Below are 22,528 nucleotides of genomic sequence, written 5' to 3'. Positions count from 1 at the left end.
GCGAGCGGCAACTGCTGTGATCGCCGATAATGTTCGGATGGATCGACTGCGTATCGCCACCCGCAAGAGCCCGCTTGCGCTGTGGCAGAGCGAACACGTGGCCGCCGCGCTGCGCACGCGCAACCCGGGACTGGAGGTCGTGCTGGTGCCGCTGAGCACGCGCGGCGACGAAGTCCTGGACCGGTCGCTGGCCGCGATCGGCGGCAAAGGCCTGTTCCTCAAGGAACTTGAAATCGCGATGCAGGCCGGTGAGGCCGACTGCGCCGTGCACTCGCTCAAGGACGTGCCGATGGCGCTGGAACCGGGTTTTGCGTTGCCTGCGATCCTGGCCCGCGCGGACCACGCCGACGGCTTCGTCAGCAACCACTTCGAGGACATCGGCGCGCTGCCTGCGGGCGCCTGCGTGGGGACGTCGTCGTTGCGGCGCCAGGCGCAATTGCGTGCGCAGCGGCCGGACCTCGAGCTCCGCGATTTGCGCGGCAACGTCAACACGCGACTGGCGAAGCTGGATGCCGGCGAGTACGACGCCATCGTGCTGGCATGTGCGGGGCTGGAGCGGCTCGGACTGGGCACGCGCATCCGCGCCCGGCTCGATGCCCCGCAGTGGTTGCCTGCGCCGGCCCAGGGGGCGATCGCGGTCGAATGCCGTGACGACGCGCCGCAACTGCAGGCCCTGCTCGCCACGCTCGACGACGTGCCGACGCGATGGTGTGTGGAGGCCGAGCGTGCGATGAACCGGGCGCTGCATGGGAGTTGCCATGTGCCGGTGGCGGCCTACGCCTGGCTCGAAGGCGACCGGCTGCGGCTGGAAGGCCTGGTGGGCTCGGCGCAGGACGGGCGCAGCGTGCGTGCCGGCGGTGAATCGGCGCACGCGGAAGGAGATGCGCTGGGTGCGCGGGTCGCCGCACTGCTGCTCGAAGCCGGCGCGGGTGCGTTTCTGCCCGGGTGATCCGGATGCGCGTATCGCGTCGCTGCACACATCGCGCGATGCGTCGATGCGGCCTTCGTGGACCCGCGTGTGCCCGGGTCCGATGGGGTCAGAACGACCTGCGCAGCTTGACCGAGCCTTCGGTATCGGTACTGCCGCGGCCCCCGTTGCCCAGGGTGTCGTGACGCAGCTCGAAATCCGAGCGCAGCGTCCATTGCGGGAACAGCTCGTAGTCGAAGGCCAGGGTCTGGCGCACGAAGGTGTTCTCGCGCCCCGTCTCCACCTGGACCTGCTGGGTGAAGGAGGCATGCTTGCCCAGTTCCTGCGACAGCTGCAGCTGTCCGCGTGCGATCGGTCCGATCGAGGCGGTGCCGAAGTCCGTATAGGGCTCGATCCGCACGCCCGTGCCGAATTCCAGGCGCAGCGTGGTCTCGCGGCTGCGGATGGCTTCCAGGCCGTAGCTGGTGTCCCACTTCACGTGGTTGCCGCCCGAGCGGATGGTCTCGCGGCTCGAGTAGGGCGAATGCAGCGAGGCGTGGCGGCGATCCGGCAGCTTGACCAGCGCCGGGGCGACCGTGCGGGGACGCACGCCCGGCACCTTGGGTGCCCAGATCCGCTGGCGCGCAGCGCTGGCCGTCCACTCCGCGTCACGGCACGACAACCGGAGGCAGGGACGTCGCAGCGGCACCTGCCGCGCGGCAACCGCCACGATGGCCGGTTGCTCGGGCGCAGCCGGCAGCGGTTGGGTGTAGAGGGGCAGGCCCGCCACGGCGAGCCACCAGCCAGCAAGCATTTCGGCCATTCATGTAAGCGGTTCCAGCCATTATGCCGAAGCCGGCGCGTCAATGGCCATCGCCGCCGCAGCGCTGTCGAAGCGGGCTTCAGGATCGCGCCCGGTCGTGAGGCCACCGGCGCACCGGCTCAGAACGGGAAGAAACGCGGAATCAGCAGGGTGGCCGTGACCAGAAAGATGATGTTGAGCGGCATGCCGATCTTCACGAAATCGCTGAACCGGTAGTTGCCGGCGGTGTAGACCATCGTGTTGGTCTGGTAGCTGATCGGCGTGGCGAAACTGGTGGACGCGGCGAAGGCGACCGCGATGAGAAACGGTTTGGGATCGACGCCCAGCGAGTCCGCCGTGGCGATGGCGATCGGCACCACCAGCACGGCAGAGGCGTTGTTGCTCATGAACTCGGTCAAGGTTGAGGTCATCAGATAGACCGCCGCCAGGGTCGCCGTCGGGCCGTAATGCCCGACGAGGTTGATCAGGTGGTTCGCCGCGAGCGCCGCGCCGCCGGTCTTCTGCAACGCGATGCCGAGCGGAATGATGCCGGCGAGCAGCAGGATCACGCGCCAGTCGATCGCCTCGTAGGCTTCATCCGGATCGAGCAGACGCAGCACCACCAGTGCGACGCAGCCGAGCAGGGCGGAGGCCACGATCGAGGTCCAGCCAAGTGCGGCGGCGGCAATCGCGGCCGCCATGACGATCGCCGACAGCGTCGCCTTGGTCGTATCGACCTTGCGCTGCGCACGCGCGCCCAACACGATCAGGCCCCGGTCCACCCGCAGGTCGTCGATCGACTTCGCCGGTGCATCGAGCAGCAGCACGTCGCCGACGTGCAGCGGCACCTGGTCGAGTGGTTTGTGGATCCCGAGCTGGCGTCGATGCAAGCCATGCACGCGTGCGCGGTAGGTGTGGCCGAAACGCATGCCCGACAGCGTGTGGCCGATCAGGTGCGAGCCCGGCGAGACCATCGCCTCGACGTGCAGTCGTTCCGCGTTGAGGTCGCCGTCGAGATCGCGGGCCACGTGGTCGAATTTCAGCTTCAGGGACTTTCGCGCCGCGTCGATGTCCTGCCACAGGCCGCGCAACAGGAGGCGATCGCCGGCCTCGACGCGTACATCCGGTCCACGCACGGCCGCGCCGTTGCGCAGCACTTCGAGCACGGTGACATCGGTGTTGTGATCGGACAGCACCTCATCGCGCCGGCGACCGATCACCGCGGCGCCGTCGGCCACCAGTAGTTCGGCGACGTAGCGGCCGATGTGGTCGGCCGTATCGCTGCCGGGCACGCCGCGGTCGGGCAGCAGCAGGCGGCCCACCGTCATCAGGTACAGCACGCAGATGCCGACGAACACGATGCCGAGCGGGGCGAACTCGAACAGGGTGAAGCCGACGCCGGCGGTCTCGCGCGCCATCGAATCGACCAGCAGGTTGGTCGAGGTGCCGATCAGGGTGCACACGCCGGCGGTCTGCGACATGTAGGACAGCGGGATCAGGAATTTCGACGGCGCCCAGCGGTTGGCCGTCGTCGCCGCGAGCACCAGTGGCAGGAAGACCGCCACCGTCGCGGTGTTGTTGACGAACGCAGCCACGCAGGTGACCAGCGCCATCATCACCAGCAGGAACAGCCACGGCCAGCGGATGCGTGCGAGCAGGTCGCCCACCGCGATCAGCGCGCCGTTGCGCTGCAGGGCGCCGCTGAGCACGAACATCGCCGCGACCATCACCGTCGCCTGGTTGCTGAAACCCGACAGCGCCTCGGGCAGGGTGACCACGCCCAGCACCAGCAGCGACGTGGCCACCAGCAGTGCGACCACGTCGACGCGCAGCTTCTCGGTCACGAACAGGAACACCGCGCCGGCCATCACCGCCAGCGTCAACCACAGATCCACGCTGCCTCCTTCGTCATCGAGTGTCCCGGCTGCCGCGCGCCGGCAGTCCGGCCAGCCTGCCTGCGCCGCTGCGGACACCGGGTGAGCCGCCTTGCGGCCACCCGCGGCGCGCCATGGTACGGAAGCGGATGGGATACTGCGCATCCCGATGTGCCAGGACCGTCCATGACCGCAGCCGTACCCGCACCCGACACGCCCGGATCCGTCGACGTGCTCGTGATCGGTGGTGGCGCCTGCGGTGCGCTGGTGGCGCTGCATCTGCTGGACCAGGACGGCGTGCGTGTCGCGCTGGCCGAACCGCGTCACGCACCCGCGCGCGGCGCGGCGTATTCGACACCGCGCGCGGAGCATGTACTCAACGTCAACGCCGCGCGCATGAGCGCCTTCGATGCCGTGCCGGACGACTTCGTCGCCTGGTTGCGCACGCAGCCCGAGTCGGTCGGCCTCGACGACGCGACGCTGGCCGCGCAGTTCGCGCCGCGGCGCATGTACGGGCGCTACCTGCAGGCGCGGCTCGACGCGCATCCCGCGCGTGCCTCGCTTGTCCTGCACGCAGAAGCGGTCGTGGACCTCGAGCGCCAGGACACCGGCTTCATCGCGACGTTCGCGTCCGGCGCGCAGTTGCACGCGCGCGCCGTGGTACTCGCCACCGGCAATCTGCCGGCGGCGCTGCCCGGCGGTGTGCCGGTCGGCGTTGCGGTCGATGCCTGGGATTACGAGGCCGTCGCCGCGATCGCGCCTGACGCCGACGTCGGCATCGTCGGCGCGGGCCTGAGCATGGTCGACGTGCTGCTGACGCTGCAGGCGAACGGGCATCGCGGGCGCGTGCTCGCGATCTCGCGCAATGGCCTGATGCCGCTGGCGCACGCGCCGGGCACCGTGCCACAGGCCGGTGGCGTCGATGCGCTGATGCCGCTCGGCGTGCGCGCCCGCATGCGGATGCTGCGGCAATGGGCGGCCGAGGCGGTCGCGCAGGGCCGGCCCTGGCAGGGCGCGGTCGAGCGTCTGCGCCCGCATGTGCGCGCGCTGTGGCAGGCGTGGCCCGAGGCCGAATGCCGCCGCTTCCTGCGTCACGTGGTACGGCAGTGGGACATCCATCGCCATCGCATCGCACCCGGCGTCGGGGCGATCGTCGACGACATGGCCGCGACCGGTCGCTTCTCGCTGCAGGCCGGGCGCCTGTCTCGGATCGAAGCGCGGGACGGTCGCGTGTGCATCGACTGGACACCACGGGGCGGCGCGCCGACGACGTCCGTGGTCGATGTCGTGGTCAACGCGACCGGCATGGAGAAGCGCCTGTCACGTGCGCCCGGCCGGCTGCTGCCTGCCCTGCATGCCCGTGGGCTGGTTGCGCCCGGGCCGCTCGATCTGGGGCTGGCGACGTGTGGCGAGGGGGAAGTGCTCGATGCGAACGGCGATGTCGTGCCGGGCCTGTGGACGCTCGGTGCGACGCGCATCGGCGATCTGTGGGAAACCGTCGCGATGCCCGAACTGCGCGGACAGGCGGCGCGCGTCGCGGCCGGTGTGCGGCAGGCATTCGCCGGCCGCTGAGTGCTACAGGCAGTACTGCTGCAGGCGACGGATCTCCTCGTGCCTGAGTTCCGCATCGCCGCCGGTGCCGAGGTTGGCGATGTTGCGACGGATCTGCGGGCAGGGGTTCTGCGTGTAGCCGGCGCCGCCGAACAGCTGGCCGATGCCCCTGGCAATGTCCTCGGGCGAGAGCGAACGCCGCATCGCGAAGCGGCCGTCGGCTGCAGGCGGATCGCGATGCTGCAGCGGGTCGTGCGAGAAATCCGCAGCAGGCGCCTGCTGACGCGCCCATGCGCCGGCCTGTTCCAGCAACGCGTCGGCCGTCGGCAGCGCTGTGGCGACATCGCTCGACACCGGTGCCACATCGACCGCCTGCATTGCATGCCTCGTCGCGCGCGTGGGCGGCGCGGTGTCAGAGGGAACGGGGGCGGGTGCGGGCGTCGCGGGTGGCGGGGGGATCACCGGTGCCGGTCGATCGATCCAGGTGACCGCCAGCGCGGTCGGCGCCGGGGGCATGGTCGTCTGCCGCAGGCCCATCAGCCACCAGGCGACGCAGGCATGCACCAGCACCGTTGCGCCCAGTGCGATGCCGGCAGTCCTTCGCCGCGTTCCCTGCGTCATGTCGTCCAAGCCTGAACCCCGATGGCGGAGTCTAGGGTCGCGGGCTGGCCGGCTGCGTTAACCGCCGGTTATCCGCAGGGCGGTCACGCCGCCGCCGCCGACTGGCGCCATAATCGGCCGCATGGACCGATATGAACGCATTCTCTCGCTGCATCGCATCCTCAAGACCTCGCGCTATCCGGTGACGGTGGCCAAGCTGCAGGACGAGCTGGAATGCTCGCGTGCAACGGTCTATCGCGATCTGGCCTTCCTGCGCGACGCGTTGATGGCGCCGATCGTCGGCGATGGCGACGCGGGCTTCCGCTACGACAACGACGAGGGCGGGCGCTTCGAACTGCCGGGCCTGTGGCTCAGTTCCGAAGAACTGCATGCACTGCTCGCGGCGCAGCAGCTGATGTCGCGCAGCAGCGGCGGCGTGCTGTCGAGCGCACTGGCACCGTTGCAGTCACGCATCGAAAAGCTGCTCGACGAACATTCCGCCGGCAAGCAGTGGCCCGTGCAGCGCGTTCGGGTGATTCCGCATCGTGGACGGCGCATGGACGAGCACGCGTTCCGCAACGTCTGTTCGGCGGTGCTGCAACGCAAGCAGCTCTCGTTCGAGTACCGCGCACGCTCGACCGACGAGCGCACCAAGCGCACCGTGTCGCCACAGCGCATCACCCACTATCGCGACAACTGGTATCTCGATGCCTGGGACCAGGACCGCGATGCGCTGCGCAGCTTTTCGGTCGACCGCATCACCAATGCGCGCGTGCTCGCTGCCGACGCCCGCGATATCGAGGATGCCGAGCTCGATACACATCTGGCCGGCAGCTACGGCATCTTTTCCGGTCCGCCGAAGGGCATCGCGACGATCCTCTTCAGCGCCAAGGCCGCGCGCTGGGTCGCCGACGAGCACTGGCATTCGCAGCAGCAGGGCCGGTTCCTGCCCGACGGCCGCTTCGAGTTGAAGGTGCCCTACAGCGGCGCGCGCGAACTGTTGATGGACGTGCTGCATTACGGCGCCGATGCCGAGGTGATCGAGCCGGTCGCGCTGCGCGAACAGGCGCGTTCGCTGCTGATGATGGCGCTGCAGAAGTACGAAGGCTGAGGTCGTCACGATGACAATGCGTGAGCCCGTCGCCCTGGCGCTGGGCGCCGGCGGTGCGCGTGGTCTGGCGCAGATCGGCGTCATCGAAGTGCTGGAAGAGCGCGGCTTTCCGATCGTCACGATCTCGGGCGCGTCCAGCGGTGCGCTGGTCGGCGGCGTCTATGCGGCCGGGCGCCTGCGCGAGTTCGATGCACGCATCCGCGCGATGTCGCGGCGGGATTTCATCCGCCTGCTCGATCCCGGCTTCCGTCGTGCGGGCGTGCTCGCCGGCAAGCGGCTGGTCGAAACGATGCGTGAGGTGGTCGGCGATCCGCTGATCGAAACGTTGCCGATCGAGTTCACCGCGGTCGCGGTCGATCTGCAGCGGCAGCGCGAAGTCTGGATCCAGGACGGTCCGCTCTGGGATGCGTTGCGCGCCTCGTTCGCGATCCCCGGCGTGTTCACCCCGCATGTCGTCAACGGACGGCCGCTGGTCGATGGCGGTCTGCTGGCACCGCTGCCGATCGCCGCGACGCGACTCTCGGACGCGACGCGCCTGATCGCGGTCGACATGCACGGCTGGCCGACGCAGCCGCCCGGCACACCGGCACGGCAGGGCGAAGCGCAGCTCGACACCGACGCCGCGCCGCGTGGCCTGATCGAAGTCATGTCGCGCTCGCTCGACACCATGCAGGCGCAGATCTCACGCGTGCAGCTGGCGCTGGATCCGCCCGAGCTGGTGATCCGCATTCCGCGCGACGTCTGCCAGTTCTACGAATTCTGGCGCGCCGCCGAACTGATCGATATCGGCCGCTATCAGGCGACGCGCGCGCTGGACGAAGCCGGTTACTGAGAGCCGCGCGGTCGGCTTTGTTGTGAACATATCCCTCGGGAGAGTGCCCGCCTCGAACTCGAACAAGGGTCGACGGGCACGCGCTTCGGGTGAGGGCCCGGCTATCAGGCCCTGAGCGGGTGACTCCCTTTTTTCCTGGACAGCTTCAAGGGTCGCAGCCCATGAGATGCGCGCCGCACAGACTGCGGCCATGCCCAGCCGGGCCATCGATCACCGCGTCCACAGGAGCTGCGCAGATGTCCCGTATCGCCCAAGCCTCACCCGATGCCGATGTCCCCGCCGACGCCGCCCTGCGCACGCTGCTGGTCGGCGCGCTGTTTCTCGGCGCGGTCGCGCTGCTGTCGTTCCCCGGTCTGCGGACCGGTGTCACCGCGGTCGGCTGGCCGCCGCTGTGGCTGATCGGCATGCCGGCGATTGCCTGGCTCACCCTGTTCCTGCGTCGCCTGCCGCGCCGCCGCAAGCTGGCCTCGTCAGCGGTCTTGCGGCGGCGTCGGCCAGGCCTTGCCCAGGCCCGGCGCCGGCCGGTGCCGCGTCGTCGCGGGCGGATTTCGGTGCGTGCGGCTCTGGTCGCGGCCGGGCTGCTGCCGCTGCTGCGCTGATCCCGCCGGCGGCCTGCGGCGCCGCCGGATCGTGACTTTGGTCATGCGGCCTGCGGCCATGCTGCGTGCTAGCGTTGGCGGTTATCCGTCCATGCGCCACCGGAGTCGCCATGTCCCAACTGTCCAAGCTCTGCCTCGCCGCCGGTATTGCCGCCGGCCTGTCGATGGGCGCCGCATCTGCCCAGGAGGCCACCGTGTCCGATCCCCACCAGTGGCTCGAAGCCGTCACCGACGAGAAGGCGCTGGACTGGGTCCGCGCACAGAACGCCCAGTCGGAAGCCGAACTGGCCGCCACCCCGGAGTTCAAGCAGCTCGAATCCGATCTGCTGGGCATCTACGACTCCGACGACAAGATTCCCGCCGTCTACAAGCAGGGCGAGTGGTACTACAACTTCTGGCGCGACCGGAACCACGAGCGCGGCATCTGGCGCCGCACCACGCTCGAGGAATACCGCAAGCCGCAGCCGCAGTGGGAGACCGTGCTCGACCTCGACGCGCTCAATAAGGCCGAAGGCGAGAACTGGGTGTGGCATGGCGCCAGCTGTCTGCGTCCGGCGTACACGCGCTGCCTGATCGCGCTGTCGCGCGGCGGCGCCGATGCCGATGTCACCCGCGAGTTCGACGTCGCATCCAAGTCCTGGGTCGACGGCGGTTTTTTCCGCGAAGAAGCCAAGGGCGCGCTGGGCTGGATCGACCAGGACAACGTCTACGTCTACACCGATTTCGGCGATGGCTCGCTGACCTCGTCGGGCTACCCGCGCATCGTCAAGCAGCTCGCGCGCGGCCAGTCGATGGACCAGGCCACGCTGGTCTACGAAGGCAAGCCGGACGACATGTACATCGCTGCGATGCACGACGACACGCCGGGCTTCGAGCGTGACTACGTCAGCCGCACGCTGGCCTTCTACAACGACGAGCTCTACCTGCGCGGCGCCGATGGCCAGTTGACCAAGATCGACGCGCCGAACTCGGCCAACAAGTCCGTCCACCACGACTGGCTGATGCTGGAACTGCGCGAAGCCTGGGAAGTGGGCGGCCGCACGTATCCGGCCGGCTCGCTGCTCGCGACGAACTTCGACGCCTTCATGGGCGGCAAGCGCGAGTTCGACGTGCTGTTCGAGCCCACCGATACAACCTCGCTCGCCGGCGCGACATGGACCAAGAACCACCTCGTCCTCAACGTGCTCGAGGACGTCAAGAACAAGCTCACCGTGCTGACGCCGGGCGCCGATGGCTGGGCGCGCAGTGCCCTGACCGGCGTGCCGGAACTCGGCACCGTCGCGGTCAGCGCCGTCGACAGCGACGAGTCCGACGCGGTGTGGATGACGGTCACCGACTACCTGACGCCGAGCACGCTGATGCTGGCCGAGGTCGGCGGCAACACCGCGCCGGAAACGCTCAAGACCATGCCGGCGTTCTTCGACGCCAGCACGCATGAAGTCGAGCAGCACTTCGCCACGTCCAAGGACGGCACGCGCGTGCCGTACTTCCTCGTGCGTCCGAAGGACATGCAGCTCGATGGCAGCAATCCGACGCTGCTCTACGGCTACGGCGGCTTCGAGATCTCGCTGACCCCCGGCTACTCAGGCGGTGTCGGCAAGGGCTGGCTGGAGAAGGGCGGCGTGTACGCGGTCGCCAACATCCGCGGCGGTGGCGAGTACGGCCCGCGCTGGCACCAGGCGGCGCTCAAGCAGAACCGCCACAAGGCCTACGAGGACTTCGCCGCGGTCGCGCAGGACATGATCCAGCGCAAGATCACCTCGCCTGCGCATCTGGGCATCCGCGGCGGCAGCAACGGCGGTCTGCTGACCGGCAACATGCTCACGCAGTATCCGGAGCTGTTCGGCGCGGTCGTGATTCAGGTGCCGTTGCTCGACATGCAGCGCTATCACCAGTTGCTGGCGGGTGCGTCGTGGATGGCCGAGTACGGCAATCCGGACAAGCCGGAGGAGTGGGAATTCATCCGCACCTTCTCGCCCTATCACCTGTTCGATGCCTCGAAGGACTATCCGCCGACGCTGATCCTGACCTCGACCCGCGATGATCGCGTCCACCCCGGCCACGCCCGCAAGATGATGGCAAAGATGTCCGAAGCCGGTAAGGACGTGCGCTATTACGAGAACATCGAGGGTGGCCACGGCGGCGCTGCGAACAACCGGCAGCAGGCGCACATGGACGCGCTCTATCTGACGTTCCTGTGGCAGCAACTGGGCAAGTGATTCGATCCTGCACCGGCCGCTTTCGCGGCCGGTGTTCTTTTCAGCGTTGCATCGGCAGCGAGTGGACCCACCTATGAAGACATCTTTCCCCCGCGCGGCCCTGTTTCTGGCCGCGCCGTTCCTGACGAGCCTGAGCCTGATGAGTGTTTCTCCTGCTGCACACGCCGCCGCGCCGGTCCCGCCCGACGCCGAACAGCGCCCGCACACCGTCACTGCGCCGCACGGCGCGTCGCGCGAGGACGTCTACTACTGGCTGCGCGACGACAAGCGCGAAGACCCGGCGATGCTGGCGTATCTCAATGCCGAGAACGCCTACGCCGATGCGATGCTCGCGTCGCTCAAGCCGGTCGAGAACACGCTGTACGACGAGATCGTCGGCCGCATCCAGCAGGACGACAGCTCGGTGCCGTACCGCGACCGCGGCTTCTGGTACTACTCGCGCTTCGAGACCGGCAAGGACTACCCTGTGCACGCGCGCCGCGCCGATGGCGCGGGTGTCGATGCGCTGTCGATCCAGGCCGCGAACGCGAAAGGCGACTTCAGTGGCGAGCAGGTCATGCTCGACGTCAACCAGCTCGCCGATGGCAAGGATTACTACGCGGTCGGCGACTGGGACGTGACCCGTGACAACCGCATCCTCGCCTACGCCGACGACACCAACGGCCGTCGCCAGTACACGGTGCGCTTCAAGAATCTCGAAACCGGTGAGATCTATCCGGACGTCATCACCGGCGTGTCGGCGAACCTGGTCTGGGCCGACGACAACAAGACCCTGTTCTACGTCGAGAACGATCCCGAAACCCTGCTGACCGTGCGCGTGAAGAAGCACGTGCTCGGTACGCCGGTCGCCGATGACGTGCTGGTCTACGAAGAGAAGGACGACAGCTTCTACATGGGCATCGACCGCACGCGCGACGACAAGTACATCGTCATCGGCGTCGGCAGCACGGTGTCGAGCGAAACGCGCTACGCGCCGGCCGACAATCCCGAGACCTTCGCCGTGCTCGCGCCGCGCGCGCGCGATGTCGAATACGACGCCGATCATTACGGCGGTCGCTGGGTGATCCGCACCAACGCCGACAAGGCGACGAACTTCAAGCTCGTCACTGCGCCCAGTGATGCGACCTCGCGCCGTCAGTGGACCGACTTCGTGCCGCATCGCGACGACGTCTACATCGAAGGCTACGAACTGTTCGACGGTTTCACCGCGATCGAGGAACGCGCCGAAGCGCTGACCCGCGTGCGTGTGCTCAAGACCGACGGCAGCGACGAATTCGTGCAGGCCGACGAACCGGCGTATGCGATGGGTCTGGCGGTGAACTCCGAGCCCGACACCGACTGGCTGCGCTACGGCTACACCTCGCTGACCACGCCGGCGACGACCTTCGAGGTCAACACGCAGACCGGCGAGCGTCGCCAGCTCAAGCAGCAGGCGGTGATCGGCTACGAGCCGTCGAACTACGTCACCGAGCGCGTGTGGACGACGGCGCGCGACGGCAAGCGCATTCCGGTGTCGCTGGTCTACCGCAAGGGCTTCGAGAAGAACGGCACCGCGGCGCTGCTGCAGTACGGCTACGGCAGCTACGGCGCGTCGATGGATCCGGGTTTCTCGGTCACCAATGTCAGCCTGCTCGACCGCGGCATGGTCTATGCCATCGCGCACATCCGCGGCGGCGAAGAGATGGGCCGCGCCTGGTACGACGACGGCAAGCTGCTCAACAAGATCAACACCTTCACCGACTTCATCGACGTCACCGACGATCTGGTCAAGCAGGGTTATGCGGCGCCCGATCGCGTCGCGGCCTACGGCGGCAGCGCCGGCGGTCTGCTGATGGGCGCGATCTCGAACATGGCGCCGGAGAAGTACCGCGCGATCCTGTCGCAGGTGCCGTTCGTCGACGTGGTCACGACGATGCTCGATCCGAGCATCCCGCTGACCACCAACGAGTACGACGAGTGGGGCAACCCGGAAGAGAAGCGCTACTACGACTACATCCTCGGCTACTCGCCGTACGACAACCTCGAAGCCAAGGCCTATCCGGCGATGTTCGTCGGCACCGGCCTGTGGGATTCGCAGGTCCAGTACTGGGAGCCGGCGAAGTACGTGGCGAAGCTGCGCGACCTCAACACCGGCACGCATCCGGTCGTGTTCCGCACCAACATGGAAGCGGGTCACGGCGGCAAGTCGGGTCGCTTCAGGCGCTACCGCGAGTCGGCGGAGATGTACGCGTTCATGCTCGAGCAGCTGGGTCTGGGCGCGGCGCAAGTCCAGCAGTGACCCGGTGCGGCGCGATCGGCCGGTCCGGTCGCGCCGATTGACGCAGGCCTGCGGCTTGGGCAGAATGCGCGGCTCGTCGCGGGAACATCCGCACGAACCGATGGCTATGTAGCTCAGCCGGTTAGAGCACGTCACTCATAATGACGGGGTCGGTGGTTCGAGTCCACCCATAGCCACCACTACGCGACAGGCACGACCGGAGAGGCTGGAACTCCCTTGAGACACGGGATTCCGGCCTTTTTCATGCCTGCTCGATAGCCGGAGCCGGTTGCTGCCAGGCGCCGCTGGGACCCGCTGCGACCCGCCCCATCATGAACCGCGCTGTCTGCAGGACGGCCGCGCCACGGCGCCACCGGTATCATGCCGCGTCCATCGTCCATGATCTCCCGCGATGCGCCACGCCAACGCCCTGCCACGCCTGACCGTCATCGCGATCGCTGCCCTCGTGATGCTCGGCTGCGGGCGCAATGCACGCGAGGACACACCCTTCATGGGCGAGTCCTTCGATTCGGACGAGACCTATTCGCGCACGTACGCGCTGCCCTCCGCACAGGTCTGCGGCGCCGCGCGCTTGGCGTTGCTGGGTCAGGGGTACGCGGTCGGCAAGGCCAGCGACGACGCGGTCGAAGCGACCAAGAATTTCCAGCCCGAGGACGACGTGCACACGCAGCTCTCGGTACGCGTCTCGTGCGTGCCGCGGGGCAACGACCGCTCGCTGCTGTTCGTCAGCGCGCTGCTCGACCGCTACGTGATGCGCAAGAGTTCCAATTCGGCGAGCGTCGGCGTGGGTGGCATCGGCTCGCTGTCGCTGCCGGTCGGCAGCCGCGAGGATTCGCTGGTGCGCACCGCCAGCAGCACCGTGCAGGACACCGGCTTCTATCGCCGCTTCTTCGAACGCGTCGGCTTCTACGTGCCCGCGCCGGGCAACCGCGACCGCAAGCCGAGCGCCGACGAGATGCGTCGCGAGGACCCGCCGCCGGCGGACCTCACGCGCGGCGCCGATGCCACGGCTGACGACCTGCCGCAGCACTGATCGGGGCCGTCGCCGGGCGTTGGCGAACTGCTAAAGTCGGCCGATCCGTAACCGATGGGATGGCCGTGCAGTGAATGCGGTGCTCGAGGATTCCACAGCGACGCCCGACACGCCCGAGGCGCGGATCGTCGCGCGCCTGCGTGCCAGTGGCCGGCTCAAGGATGTCGACCTGTCCCGCGCGCAGCGACTGCATGCCGAGGCCGGCGGCAGTCTGCTGACCCTGCTGGGGCGCCTGGGTCTGGTGTCCGAACGCGACCACGCCGACGCCTGCGCCACGGAACTCGGCCTGCCACTGCTCGCCGCGAAATCCATTCCCGAAGAACCACCGGAACTCGTCGACGGTGCGCAGCCCCTGTCGGTGCGGTTCCTGCGCCAGTTCCATGTGTTGCCGATCGGCGAGAGCCGGGGGCGCGTGCGGGTCTGGATGTCGGACCCGCATGACACCTACGCGCTGGACGCGGTGCAGCTGGCGACCGGCTGCGAGATCGCGCCGGCCGTCGGTCTGCGTTCGGAAATCGACGATCTGATCGAGCGCTGGTACGGCCAGGGCCGCAGCGCGATGGGCACGATCATTGAGTCGGCCGACGGCGAAGGCGGCGGCGATGTCGACGACGTCGAACACCTGCGCGACCTCGCGTCCGAGGCGCCGGTGATCCGGCTGGTGAACCTGGTGATCCAGCGTGCGGTCGAACTGCGCGCGTCCGACATCCACATCGAACCGTTCGAGAGCCGGCTGAAAGTCCGCTACCGCGTCGATGGCGTGCTGATCGACGGCGAAAGTCCGCCGGTGAATCTGACCGCGGCGGTGATCAGCCGCATCAAGATCATGGCGCGGCTCAACATCGCCGAACGCCGCCTGCCGCAGGACGGTCGCATCATGCTGCGCGTGCAGGGCAAGGAACTCGACCTGCGCGTATCGACGATGCCGACCGCGCACGGCGAGAGCGTGGTGATGCGTCTGCTCGACCGCGAGACGGTGGTCTTCGATTTCTACCGGCTCGGCTTCACCGACGAATTCCTGCCACAGTTCAACAAGGTGCTCGACCAGCCGCACGGCATCCTGCTGGTGACGGGTCCGACCGGTTCGGGCAAGACGACCACGCTCTACACCGCGCTGTCGCAGCTCAATACGCCGGACGTCAAGATCATCACCGTCGAGGATCCGGTCGAGTACCAGATCGAAGGCATCAACCAGATCCAGGCCAAGCCGCAGATCGGCCTCGATTTCGCGCATGCGCTGCGCTCGATCGTCCGCCAGGATCCGGACATCATCATGATCGGCGAAATGCGCGATCTGGAAACCGCGCGCATCGCGATCCAGTCCGCGCTGACCGGCCATCTGGTGCTCAGCACGCTGCACACCAACAACGCCGCCGGCGGCATCACCCGCATGCTCGACATGGGCGTCGAGGATTACCTGCTGACCTCCACCGTCAACGGCATCCTCGCCCAGCGCCTGGTGCGCAAGCTGGAGCCGACGCATCGCGTGCGTTATGCCGCATCGCCCGAGGAGATCGAACGCTTCGAACTGCGCCGCTTCCAGCCGGACGGCGAGATCGTGCTGTATCGCCCGGGCCCGTCGGCAGGCGCGCCCACGGGGTATCTGGGCCGCACCACGATCGTCGAATTCCTGGTCATGAACGACACCCTGCGCCGCGCGGTGATGCGTCACGCCGGCATGGGTGAACTCGAGCAGCTCGCCCGCGAATCGGGCATGCGCACGATGTACGAGGACGGCATCCTCAAGGCGCTGGCCGGCGAAACGACGATCGAGGAAGTGCTGCGGGTGACCGAGGACGCGTGATGGCCATTCCGCTCCGGACCACACGCGTCCCATGACCCTTTACCGCTACAAGGCCCTCAACACCCGCGGCGAAACGCTCGACGGCACGATGGACGCCGCCAGCGAAGCCGAGGTCGCGTTGCGGCTGCAGGAGCAGGGGCACCTGCCCATCGAGGCGCGGCCGGCCAGCGAGGTGCGGGCGGTCGACGACTGGAAGGCGTTGTTCAAACCGCGGCCGTTTTCGGGCGCGCGCCTGGTGCAGTTCACCCAGCAGCTCGCGACGCTGCTCAATGCAGGCCAGCCGCTCGATCGTGCGTTGACGATCCTGCTCGACCTGCCCGAAGAGCCCGAGGCCAAACGCACGATCACCGAACTGCGTGATGCGGTGCGCGGCGGCGTGTCGCTGTCGACCGCGCTCGAGCGCCAGCACGGTACGTTCTCCCGGCTGTACGTGAACATGGTCCGTGCAGGCGAGGCCGGCGGCAGTCTCGAGGACACGCTGCAGCGTCTGGCCGACTATCTGGAAAGCACGCGCACGCTGCGCGGTCGCGTCGTCAATGCGCTGATCTATCCCGCGATCCTGATCGTCATGGTCGGCGCATCGCTGATGTTCCTGCTCGGTTACGTAGTGCCGCAGTTCGCGGCGATGTACGAGAGCTTGGATGCGGAACTGCCGGTGTTCACCCGGATCGTGCTCGGCCTGGGCGAGTTCGTCCGTGACTGGTGGATCGTGCTGCTGGTGGTGCCGGTGCTGGCGGCCTACGCCTTCGTGCTGAAGCTGCGCGACGCGCGGTTCCGGTTGCGCTTCGATGGCTGGCTGCTGCAGCGGAGGATCTTCGGTCCGCTGGTCGCGCGCATCGAGACTGCGCGGCTCGCACGCACGCTCGGCACCTTGCTGCGCAACGGCGTGCCGCTGATCGCGGCGCTGGGCATCGGCCGCAAGGTGCTGGGCAACCTCGCGCTGTCGGCGGATGTGGAAGCGGCGGAGGGCGAGGTCAAGAACGGCGTGGGCCTGTCGACCGCACTGGGCCGCGGCAAACGCTTTCCGAAGCTCGCGATCCAGATGATCCAGGTGGGCGAGGAGTCCGGCGCGCTCGACGCGATGCTGCTGCGTACCGCCGACACCTTCGACCAGCAGACCGGCACGTCGCTCGACCGCATGCTCGCCGCGCTGGTGCCGGCGATCACGATGCTGCTCGCGCTGGTGGTGATGGTGGTGATCCTCGCGGTGCTGGTGCCGATCTACGACCTGACCAGCGTCATCGGCTAGGTTCAGTCGTGCCGGGGCATACAATGCGATCCAGACTTCAGAGCGAGGCATTTCCGATGCAGCACATCCGCAGGTCGCGTCCCTCCGGCAGCCCGCGCAGCGCGCAGGGCGGCTTCAGCCTGATCGAAATCATCCTGGTCGTCGTGCTGATCGGCGGCATCGTCGCGTTCGCCGCGACACGCATCCTCGGCGGCGGCGACCGCGCCCGCGTGAATCTCGCCAAGGCGCAGGTGCAGACGCTGGCCGAGAAGGTGCACCAGTACGAGATGGACACCGGCAGCCTGCCGAACGGGCTCAACGACTTGGTCGTCAATCCCGGTAATGCCGGTGGCTGGCTCGGCCCCTACGCCCGCGACGCGGAGTTGCGCGATCCGTGGAATACGCCGTTCTCGTACACCGTGCCGGGCAACAGCCAGCCGTTCGAGATCGTCAGCTACGGCGCGGACCGCAAGCCGGGCGGCGACAGCGTCAACGCCGATATCCGCTACGAGTAAACCGCGCGGCGGGTGCGGAAACCGCGCGCGATGATGCTAGATTCCGGGGCTCTCCCCGTCCCGGAACCGCGCCGCACCCGATGTCGCACCGCCTCGCCAGGGTTCGCGGCTTTTCGCTGCTCGAAGTGCTGCTGGTGGTCGGACTGATCGCCATCGGCGGGGTGCTGGCGGCTGCGGCGATGAGTGGTGGTTTCGAGCGCATCGCGCTGCAGTCCACCAGCAAGACCATCGCCGCGCAGCTGCGCTACACGCGCGTGCAGGCCATCGCGACCGGCCAGCCGCAGCGCTTCGTACTCGATCCCGTCGCGCGCACCTGGCGCGCACCCAACGACCGTCACGGCACGATCCCCGAGTCGCTCGAGGTCGAGTTCACCGGTGCGCGCGAACTCCAGAGCGGTGACGGCGAAGGGGTGATCGTGTTCTTCGCCGACGGGGCCGCGACCGGCGGCCGCGTGCGCGTGCTGCTGCGCGATGCGGCCTGGCAGGTCGACGTGGCCTGGCTGACCGGCGAGGTGCGGCTCTCGCGCGGTGCCGCGCAGCCATGAACGTACGCGGGCAGCGCGGTTACACCCTGATCGAGGTCATCGTGGCCTTCGCGGTCCTCGGCGTTGCGCTGGTGCTGCTGCTGGGCACGCTGTCCAACGGATCGCAACAGGTGCGCTGGGCGGCCGACTCCGGGCGTGCGGCGTTGCATGCGCGTTCGCTGCTCGACGGCATCGGCATCGATGTGCCGGTCGAGCCGGGCCGCACCACCGGCGACTTCGAGGATGGACGCTACCGCTGGACGCTGGAGATCACGCCCTTCGTCGATCCCGATCTGCCCGGGGTGATCGTCGATCCGTCGGGCCAGCAGATGTTCGAGATCGCGCTGGACGTCGAATGGGGCGAGCGGGGACCGCGCGAGCGGCTGCAGGCGCAGACGCTGCGGCTGCGCGAGCCCGGCGCGCTGGGACCGCCGACGCCATGAAGCGCGCCCGCGGTTTCACCCTGATCGAAGTGCTGCTGGCGACCGTGCTGCTGGCCGCCGGACTCGCACTGGCGCTGACCACACTGCGCGCCGCGACGGCCACCGTCGACCGCGGCGAGACGCTGTCGCAGCGCAGCGAACGCATGCGCGCGGTCGAAGGCTTCCTGCGCCGGCGGATCGCCTCCGCGCAGCAGATCGCCTTCCTCACCGACGCGAGTACCGGCGAGATCTCGCAGTTCATTGGCGAGCCGCAGCGGCTGCGGTTCGTCGCCGACCTGCCGAACTATCTCGGCCAGGGCGGGCCGCACCTGCACGACATCGCGGTCGACGATGCGGGCGACGCGCAGCGGCTGACCGTTGCCTTCGGCATGGTGCTGGCGGGGCGCACGATCGAGCCCGATGTGCCGCGGCCGCCGGAACCGCTGGTGGACGACCTGGCCGAACTGCGCCTGCGCTATCGCGGTTTCGACGAGACCGGCGCGCTTGGCGGGTGGCAGGAACGCTGGGGGCCGGCGAGCCTCCCGCTGCAGGTCGAGTTGACGATCCGGAGCGAACGCGACGGCGTTTGGCCCGTGCTCGTGGTCACCCTCCCGCAGGGCACCGGCCGTCCCGCCGCGGTGGCGTACCCGTGACCGAGTCCTTGCAACGCGGCGCCGCACTGCTGCTGGTGCTGTGGCTGATCACCCTGCTCGCGGCGCTGGTCGGCGCGTTTGCACTGACCGCGCGCATCGAGCAGCAGCAGGGGCGGGTGCTGAGTCGCGGCCTGGCCGGCGACCAGGCCGCACGCGCCGGTCTGGAGTACGCGCTGTCGCGGCTTGCGGCGTCCGACCCGATGCTGCAGTGGCAGCCCGACGGTCGCCCCTACGCGTGGCGCTTCCACGGTGTGGACGTCGAACTGCGGATCGTCGACGAGACCGGCAAGGTCGATCTCAACGCTGCCGACGGCACGCTGCTGGCGGCACTGCTGCAGGCCACCGGCGCCGAACAGGCGGTCGCGCTGCAGGTCGCCGGTGCGATCGTCGACTGGCGCGATGAAGACGACTTCGTGCAGATCACCGGGGGCGCGGAATCCGCGGACTACGCAGCGATGGGGCGTCCCTACGGCGCGAAGAACGCGCCCTTCGAAACCGTGGCCGAGGTCGAGCAGGTGCTGGGCATGACGCCGGCGCTGTACGAGGCGGTCGCGCCCTACCTGACGATCCACAGTCGCCTGCCCACGCCCGCCCCGCAGTTCGCGCAGGCGCCGGTGCTGCAGGCGATGGGTGTGGAGGCCGATCCGATCCTCGCTGCCCGTGCCGCGACGGGTGCGCAGCTCGCGGGGGCGCTGCTGGGCGGCGGCAGCGGCACGTATAGTATCGAGAGCCGGGCGCGGCTTCCTGAGGGGCGGACCGCGCGGTTACAGGCAGTGGTCAGGACCGGCGGTGGCGCCGTACCGGGCACGGCATACAGCGTGCTGCGTTGGGAGGAGGGAGCGTCACCACGATGATGTCCGCAACACCCGCATCCCCGGCCGGGGTCGTACCCGGCCGACGTCGCTGGCGTCTCGACGGCCGCACGGCCGCGCGCGCCCGTGGCTTCCTGTCGTGGTGGGGCACCGCGCTCGCCGCGTGGCTGCCACGTCGTACGCACGAAGTGTTCGGCCTCGCCAGTCGCCGCCTGCTGCTGGCCGGCGACGGCCCCGACATCGCATTGCGCCTGCAGGATGCCGACGGCACGCGCGATCTGGCCCGCGTGCCGCGCGCATCGCTGGACCAGGCCGCGGGCGATCCCCTGGCCGCCCTGCTGGCGTCGCGCACGGTGGACCTGCCGCGCTGGCTGCTGCTGCCGGCGCGCAGCGGCCTGCGGCGCCACATGACCCTGCCCGAAGCGGCCGGCGACCGGCTGCATGACGTGCTCGGCTTCGAGATCGACCGGCAGACGCCGTTCTCGGCAGCCGACGTGCGTTACGACCATCGCGTGCTGGGGCGTCGCGACGACGGCCAGATCGAGGTGGAACTGGTGGTGGTGCCCCGTGCGGCGATCGACGCGCAGCTTGCCGCGCTCGGCCCGGTGGCACCGACCCTGACCGGCATCGATCTCGCCGGTGACGCCGGTCCGCTGGGCGTCAACCTGATCGACGACGCACGCCGTGGCCGGCGCGAGGATCCGCAGCGCCGCCTGCAGGTCTGGATCCTGGTGATCGCGGTGCTGCTGACCGCGTTCGGCCTGTGGCAGATGCGCGACAACCGCGCCGCCGCAGCCGATGCGCTCGAAGCGCGGGTCGCCTCCGAGGCGGCACGCGCGCGCACCGCGTCCGTGCAACGCCAGCAGTTGACCGACCTGCGCGAAGGCATGGTGTTCCTGCAGGCGCAGCGTGCCGCACGCCCGCTTGCGGTCGAGGTGCTCGACGAACTCGCACGCCGCCTGCCCGACAGCACGTCGCTGGAGAAGGCCGCGATCGAAGGCGACCGCGTGCTGCTGATCGGACTGAGTACCGAAGCCTCGGCGCTGGTCGGACAGCTTTCCGGATCATCGCTGTGGCGCGCACCTGCGCTGGCCGGTGCGTTGCAGAACGATCCACGCACACGCTCGGACCGCTTCACCTTGACCGCCGAACTCGTGCCGCCGCCCAGGGCCGCCGCGGCGCCCGCATCGACGCCACAGGAGCCCGTACGTGCGGACGATGCCCGATAGGCCCGTGACCGCCCGCGATCGCTGGTTGGCACTCGGCCTGCTGTCCGGCGTGCTGCTGATCGCCTACCTGCTGTTGATCCATCCATGGTGGACGCAGCCGATGCGCGAACTCGGCCTGCGCATCGATGCGCTGCAGGAACGCGAGCTGCGGATCCGGCGCGAACTGGAACAGGCACCGCAGGTCCGCGCCGAACTCGAACGCGCCCGCGCGGCGATGGCCGATGGTCCCGGCTTCATGCCGCAGCCGGGGGTCGAACTCGCGACCGCGGCGCTGGTGCAGCGGCTGGAAAACGCGGTGCTCGATGCCAGCCCCGGCAATCGCAGTTGCGCGATCAGCAACCGCTCGCCGATCACCGGCCAGCGCAGCGACAAGTACCCGCGCGCAACCGTGCAGGTGCGCCTGCGCTGCGGCAACCCGGAACTGGCCGCGGTGCTGCATTCGCTGGAAACCGGCACGCCGCGGTTGTTCATCGACAACCTCAACATCCTCAGCCAGCGGCACACGCTCGCCGCAGGCGCCGCCAGCGGCGGTGTCGACGTGAGCTTCGACCTGTCGGGTTACGTGCTGCCGGCCGCGGGCACGACGGCGACGGTCACGCCAGCGGCGCGCACTGCGGATGCCGTGGGGGACGTCGATGCGGATTGATGCCACCAACGCGCGCACCTGGCTGGTCGCGGCCGTCGGCGGCTGGGCACTGCTGTTCGCGGTGCTGACACTGGCCGGACTGGGCAGCCGCATCGGCACGCTCGACGACGACGGCACTGCGGACGCACCGGTGGCCGCTGCACCTGCCGACCCGGCACCGGCGCCGCCACTGTCGGCGTTCGACACCGTTGCGGCGCGCCCGCTGTTCAGCGGTGACCGCCGGCCGCACCCGTTCTTCATCGATCCGCAGGACGAGGGTGCGGGCGAGGGCACCGGTTTCGACTACGTGTTGACCAGTGTGATGCGCACACCCGATTTCGCGCTCGCGATCCTGCAGCCGAACGCGGGCGGCGATTCGGTGCGGCTGAAGATCGGCGAGGCGCCTCCGGACGCGTCGAGCTGGCTGCTCGATTCGGTCGATGTGCGCAGCGTGGTGTTCACCACGCCCGAAGGCCCGCGCACGCTGGAACTGCGCGTGTTCGACGGCACGGGCGGTCAGCCGCCGACACCGATGACGCCGGTCGCGACACCCGACGGCCGTCCGTCGCAGGCCGCGTCGCGCGCACCGGCCTCGCCCGAGCAGGTCAACCGGGCCGCGGAGCAGGCGGCCGAAGCTGCAGCCCGCGCGGCGAATGCCAACGCCAACGCCAACGCAGGTGCGGCCGCGCAGTCCGCGGGCAACGCGCAGGCCCGGGGATCCACTGCGCCGCAGCAGGCGACACCGCTGCCGGAAGGTGGAAGCAGCAGCGCGATTCCTGAAACGGCGCCCGCATCCGGGCCGTCCGAAGCGCAGGTGGAGTCGATCCGCCGTCGCATCGAAGAGCGGCGCGCGCGCCTGCTCCAGCAGCAACAGCAACAGCAATCCAATTCCGCCCAGGACTAGACTCCC

The 22,528-nt window shown here is 68.9% G+C and carries 21 protein-coding genes and 1 tRNA gene; 19 read left to right on the top strand and 3 right to left on the bottom strand.

Annotated elements, in window-relative coordinates; genetic code table 11:
- The first annotated feature begins 37 nt into the window (after nucleotides 1–37).
- Nucleotides 38–949, top strand: coding sequence for a hydroxymethylbilane synthase (gene hemC, locus AC3A4E_RS15490; protein ID WP_487632378.1), 912 nt, complete (start codon nucleotides 38–40; stop codon nucleotides 947–949).
- Nucleotides 950–1,037: 88 nt separating this feature from the next.
- On the opposite strand, the gene AC3A4E_RS15485 is transcribed toward hemC, so the two are convergent.
- A complete protein-coding gene (locus AC3A4E_RS15485) occupies nucleotides 1,038–1,730 on the bottom strand; it encodes a DUF481 domain-containing protein (protein WP_487632377.1) in 693 nt (230 codons plus the stop codon).
- Nucleotides 1,731–1,849: 119 nt separating this feature from the next.
- A complete protein-coding gene (locus AC3A4E_RS15480; protein ID WP_487632376.1) occupies nucleotides 1,850–3,604 on the bottom strand; it encodes an SLC13 family permease in 1,755 nt (584 codons plus the stop codon).
- Nucleotides 3,605–3,769: 165 nt separating this feature from the next.
- Between AC3A4E_RS15480 and AC3A4E_RS15475 the strand changes: the two genes are divergently transcribed.
- Nucleotides 3,770–5,155: an FAD/NAD(P)-binding protein gene (locus tag AC3A4E_RS15475; protein ID WP_487632375.1), complete on the top strand. Its 1,386-nt coding sequence runs from the start codon at nucleotides 3,770–3,772 to the stop codon at nucleotides 5,153–5,155.
- Between the two features lie 3 nt (nucleotides 5,156–5,158).
- On the opposite strand, the gene AC3A4E_RS15470 is transcribed toward AC3A4E_RS15475, so the two are convergent.
- A complete protein-coding gene (locus AC3A4E_RS15470; RefSeq protein WP_487632374.1) occupies nucleotides 5,159–5,755 on the bottom strand; it encodes a hypothetical protein in 597 nt (198 codons plus the stop codon).
- 121 nt (nucleotides 5,756–5,876) lie between these two features.
- On the opposite strand from AC3A4E_RS15470, the gene AC3A4E_RS15465 reads away from it, so the two are divergent.
- From AC3A4E_RS15465 to AC3A4E_RS15385, 17 genes are all read left to right on the top strand, one after another.
- On the top strand, nucleotides 5,877–6,845 hold the full coding sequence (locus AC3A4E_RS15465) for a helix-turn-helix transcriptional regulator (protein ID WP_487632373.1): 969 nt from the start codon (nucleotides 5,877–5,879) through the stop codon (nucleotides 6,843–6,845).
- 10 nt (nucleotides 6,846–6,855) lie between these two features.
- Nucleotides 6,856–7,677, top strand: a complete 822-nt coding sequence (locus AC3A4E_RS15460; RefSeq protein WP_487632372.1) for a patatin-like phospholipase family protein — start codon at nucleotides 6,856–6,858, stop codon at nucleotides 7,675–7,677.
- Nucleotides 7,678–7,913: 236 nt separating this feature from the next.
- A complete protein-coding gene (locus tag AC3A4E_RS15455) occupies nucleotides 7,914–8,276 on the top strand; it encodes a hypothetical protein (protein WP_487632371.1) in 363 nt (120 codons plus the stop codon).
- 110 nt (nucleotides 8,277–8,386) lie between these two features.
- Complete coding sequence (locus AC3A4E_RS15450; protein ID WP_487632370.1) at nucleotides 8,387–10,495, top strand: prolyl oligopeptidase family serine peptidase; 2,109 nt, start codon at nucleotides 8,387–8,389, stop codon at nucleotides 10,493–10,495.
- A gap of 73 nt (nucleotides 10,496–10,568) precedes the next feature.
- Complete coding sequence (locus AC3A4E_RS15445; RefSeq protein WP_487632369.1) at nucleotides 10,569–12,773, top strand: S9 family peptidase; 2,205 nt, start codon at nucleotides 10,569–10,571, stop codon at nucleotides 12,771–12,773.
- A gap of 102 nt (nucleotides 12,774–12,875) precedes the next feature.
- Nucleotides 12,876–12,952 (top strand) — tRNA-Met (locus AC3A4E_RS15440).
- Between the two features lie 212 nt (nucleotides 12,953–13,164).
- Nucleotides 13,165–13,806, top strand: coding sequence for a DUF2242 domain-containing protein (locus AC3A4E_RS15435; protein ID WP_487632368.1), 642 nt, complete (start codon nucleotides 13,165–13,167; stop codon nucleotides 13,804–13,806).
- A 70-nt stretch (nucleotides 13,807–13,876) separates the two neighbouring features.
- Complete coding sequence (gene gspE / locus AC3A4E_RS15430; protein ID WP_487632367.1) at nucleotides 13,877–15,610, top strand: type II secretion system ATPase GspE; 1,734 nt, start codon at nucleotides 13,877–13,879, stop codon at nucleotides 15,608–15,610.
- A 31-nt stretch (nucleotides 15,611–15,641) separates the two neighbouring features.
- The gene (xpsF, locus tag AC3A4E_RS15425; RefSeq protein WP_487632366.1) at nucleotides 15,642–16,859 is read left to right on the top strand and encodes a type II secretion system protein XpsF; all 1,218 of its coding nucleotides are present in this window, start codon (nucleotides 15,642–15,644) and stop codon (nucleotides 16,857–16,859) included.
- Nucleotides 16,860–16,915: 56 nt separating this feature from the next.
- Nucleotides 16,916–17,353, top strand: a complete 438-nt coding sequence (gspG, locus tag AC3A4E_RS15420; RefSeq protein ID WP_487632365.1) for a type II secretion system major pseudopilin GspG — start codon at nucleotides 16,916–16,918, stop codon at nucleotides 17,351–17,353.
- An 80-nt stretch (nucleotides 17,354–17,433) separates the two neighbouring features.
- Nucleotides 17,434–17,898 carry a type II secretion system protein XpsH gene (gene xpsH, locus AC3A4E_RS15415; RefSeq protein ID WP_487632364.1) on the top strand — a complete coding sequence of 155 codons (465 nt, stop codon included), beginning with the start codon at nucleotides 17,434–17,436 and terminating at the stop codon, nucleotides 17,896–17,898.
- On the top strand, nucleotides 17,895–18,320 hold the full coding sequence (gene xpsI, locus AC3A4E_RS15410) for a type II secretion system protein XpsI (RefSeq protein WP_487632363.1): 426 nt from the start codon (nucleotides 17,895–17,897) through the stop codon (nucleotides 18,318–18,320). The genes xpsH and xpsI overlap by 4 nt, the downstream gene beginning before the upstream one ends.
- Nucleotides 18,317–18,952 carry a type II secretion system protein GspJ gene (locus tag AC3A4E_RS15405; protein ID WP_487632362.1) on the top strand — a complete coding sequence of 212 codons (636 nt, stop codon included), beginning with the start codon at nucleotides 18,317–18,319 and terminating at the stop codon, nucleotides 18,950–18,952. Before xpsI ends, AC3A4E_RS15405 begins: the two co-directional genes overlap by 4 nt.
- Complete coding sequence (locus AC3A4E_RS15400) at nucleotides 18,949–19,806, top strand: type II secretion system minor pseudopilin (protein WP_487632361.1); 858 nt, start codon at nucleotides 18,949–18,951, stop codon at nucleotides 19,804–19,806. The genes AC3A4E_RS15405 and AC3A4E_RS15400 overlap by 4 nt, the downstream gene beginning before the upstream one ends.
- Nucleotides 19,806–20,993 carry a PilN domain-containing protein gene (locus AC3A4E_RS15395; RefSeq protein ID WP_487632360.1) on the top strand — a complete coding sequence of 396 codons (1,188 nt, stop codon included), beginning with the start codon at nucleotides 19,806–19,808 and terminating at the stop codon, nucleotides 20,991–20,993. The genes AC3A4E_RS15400 and AC3A4E_RS15395 overlap by 1 nt, the downstream gene beginning before the upstream one ends.
- Entirely contained in the window at nucleotides 20,983–21,639 is a 657-nt protein-coding gene (gene gspM / locus AC3A4E_RS15390; protein WP_487632359.1) for a type II secretion system protein GspM, read from the top strand. The genes AC3A4E_RS15395 and gspM overlap by 11 nt, the downstream gene beginning before the upstream one ends.
- On the top strand, nucleotides 21,629–22,522 hold the full coding sequence (locus AC3A4E_RS15385) for a hypothetical protein (protein WP_487632358.1): 894 nt from the start codon (nucleotides 21,629–21,631) through the stop codon (nucleotides 22,520–22,522). Before gspM ends, AC3A4E_RS15385 begins: the two co-directional genes overlap by 11 nt.
- Nucleotides 22,523–22,528: the final 6 nt, after the last annotated feature.

The sequence above is a fragment of the Luteimonas sp. Soil_N_1 genome, from assembly GCF_057656255.1.
The sequence above is the reverse complement of the archived record's forward strand: the minus strand, read 5'-3'. Positions and strand labels throughout refer to the sequence as shown.

Coding starts and splice junctions, on each gene's coding strand:
- hemC (WP_487632378.1), top strand. CDS start 38: ATGGATCGACTGCGTATCGCCACCCGCAAGAGCCCGCTTGCGCTGTGG.
- AC3A4E_RS15485 (WP_487632377.1), bottom strand. CDS start 1,730: ATGGCCGAAATGCTTGCTGGCTGGTGGCTCGCCGTGGCGGGCCTGCCC.
- AC3A4E_RS15475 (WP_487632375.1), top strand. CDS start 3,770: ATGACCGCAGCCGTACCCGCACCCGACACGCCCGGATCCGTCGACGTG.
- AC3A4E_RS15470 (WP_487632374.1), bottom strand. CDS start 5,755: ATGACGCAGGGAACGCGGCGAAGGACTGCCGGCATCGCACTGGGCGCA.
- AC3A4E_RS15465 (WP_487632373.1), top strand. CDS start 5,877: ATGGACCGATATGAACGCATTCTCTCGCTGCATCGCATCCTCAAGACC.
- AC3A4E_RS15460 (WP_487632372.1), top strand. CDS start 6,856: ATGACAATGCGTGAGCCCGTCGCCCTGGCGCTGGGCGCCGGCGGTGCG.
- AC3A4E_RS15455 (WP_487632371.1), top strand. CDS start 7,914: ATGTCCCGTATCGCCCAAGCCTCACCCGATGCCGATGTCCCCGCCGAC.
- AC3A4E_RS15450 (WP_487632370.1), top strand. CDS start 8,387: ATGTCCCAACTGTCCAAGCTCTGCCTCGCCGCCGGTATTGCCGCCGGC.
- AC3A4E_RS15445 (WP_487632369.1), top strand. CDS start 10,569: ATGAAGACATCTTTCCCCCGCGCGGCCCTGTTTCTGGCCGCGCCGTTC.
- AC3A4E_RS15435 (WP_487632368.1), top strand. CDS start 13,165: ATGCGCCACGCCAACGCCCTGCCACGCCTGACCGTCATCGCGATCGCT.
- xpsF (WP_487632366.1), top strand. CDS start 15,642: ATGACCCTTTACCGCTACAAGGCCCTCAACACCCGCGGCGAAACGCTC.
- gspG (WP_487632365.1), top strand. CDS start 16,916: ATGCAGCACATCCGCAGGTCGCGTCCCTCCGGCAGCCCGCGCAGCGCG.
- xpsH (WP_487632364.1), top strand. CDS start 17,434: ATGTCGCACCGCCTCGCCAGGGTTCGCGGCTTTTCGCTGCTCGAAGTG.
- xpsI (WP_487632363.1), top strand. CDS start 17,895: ATGAACGTACGCGGGCAGCGCGGTTACACCCTGATCGAGGTCATCGTG.
- AC3A4E_RS15405 (WP_487632362.1), top strand. CDS start 18,317: ATGAAGCGCGCCCGCGGTTTCACCCTGATCGAAGTGCTGCTGGCGACC.
- AC3A4E_RS15395 (WP_487632360.1), top strand. CDS start 19,806: ATGTCCGCAACACCCGCATCCCCGGCCGGGGTCGTACCCGGCCGACGT.
- gspM (WP_487632359.1), top strand. CDS start 20,983: ATGCCCGATAGGCCCGTGACCGCCCGCGATCGCTGGTTGGCACTCGGC.
- AC3A4E_RS15385 (WP_487632358.1), top strand. CDS start 21,629: ATGCGGATTGATGCCACCAACGCGCGCACCTGGCTGGTCGCGGCCGTC.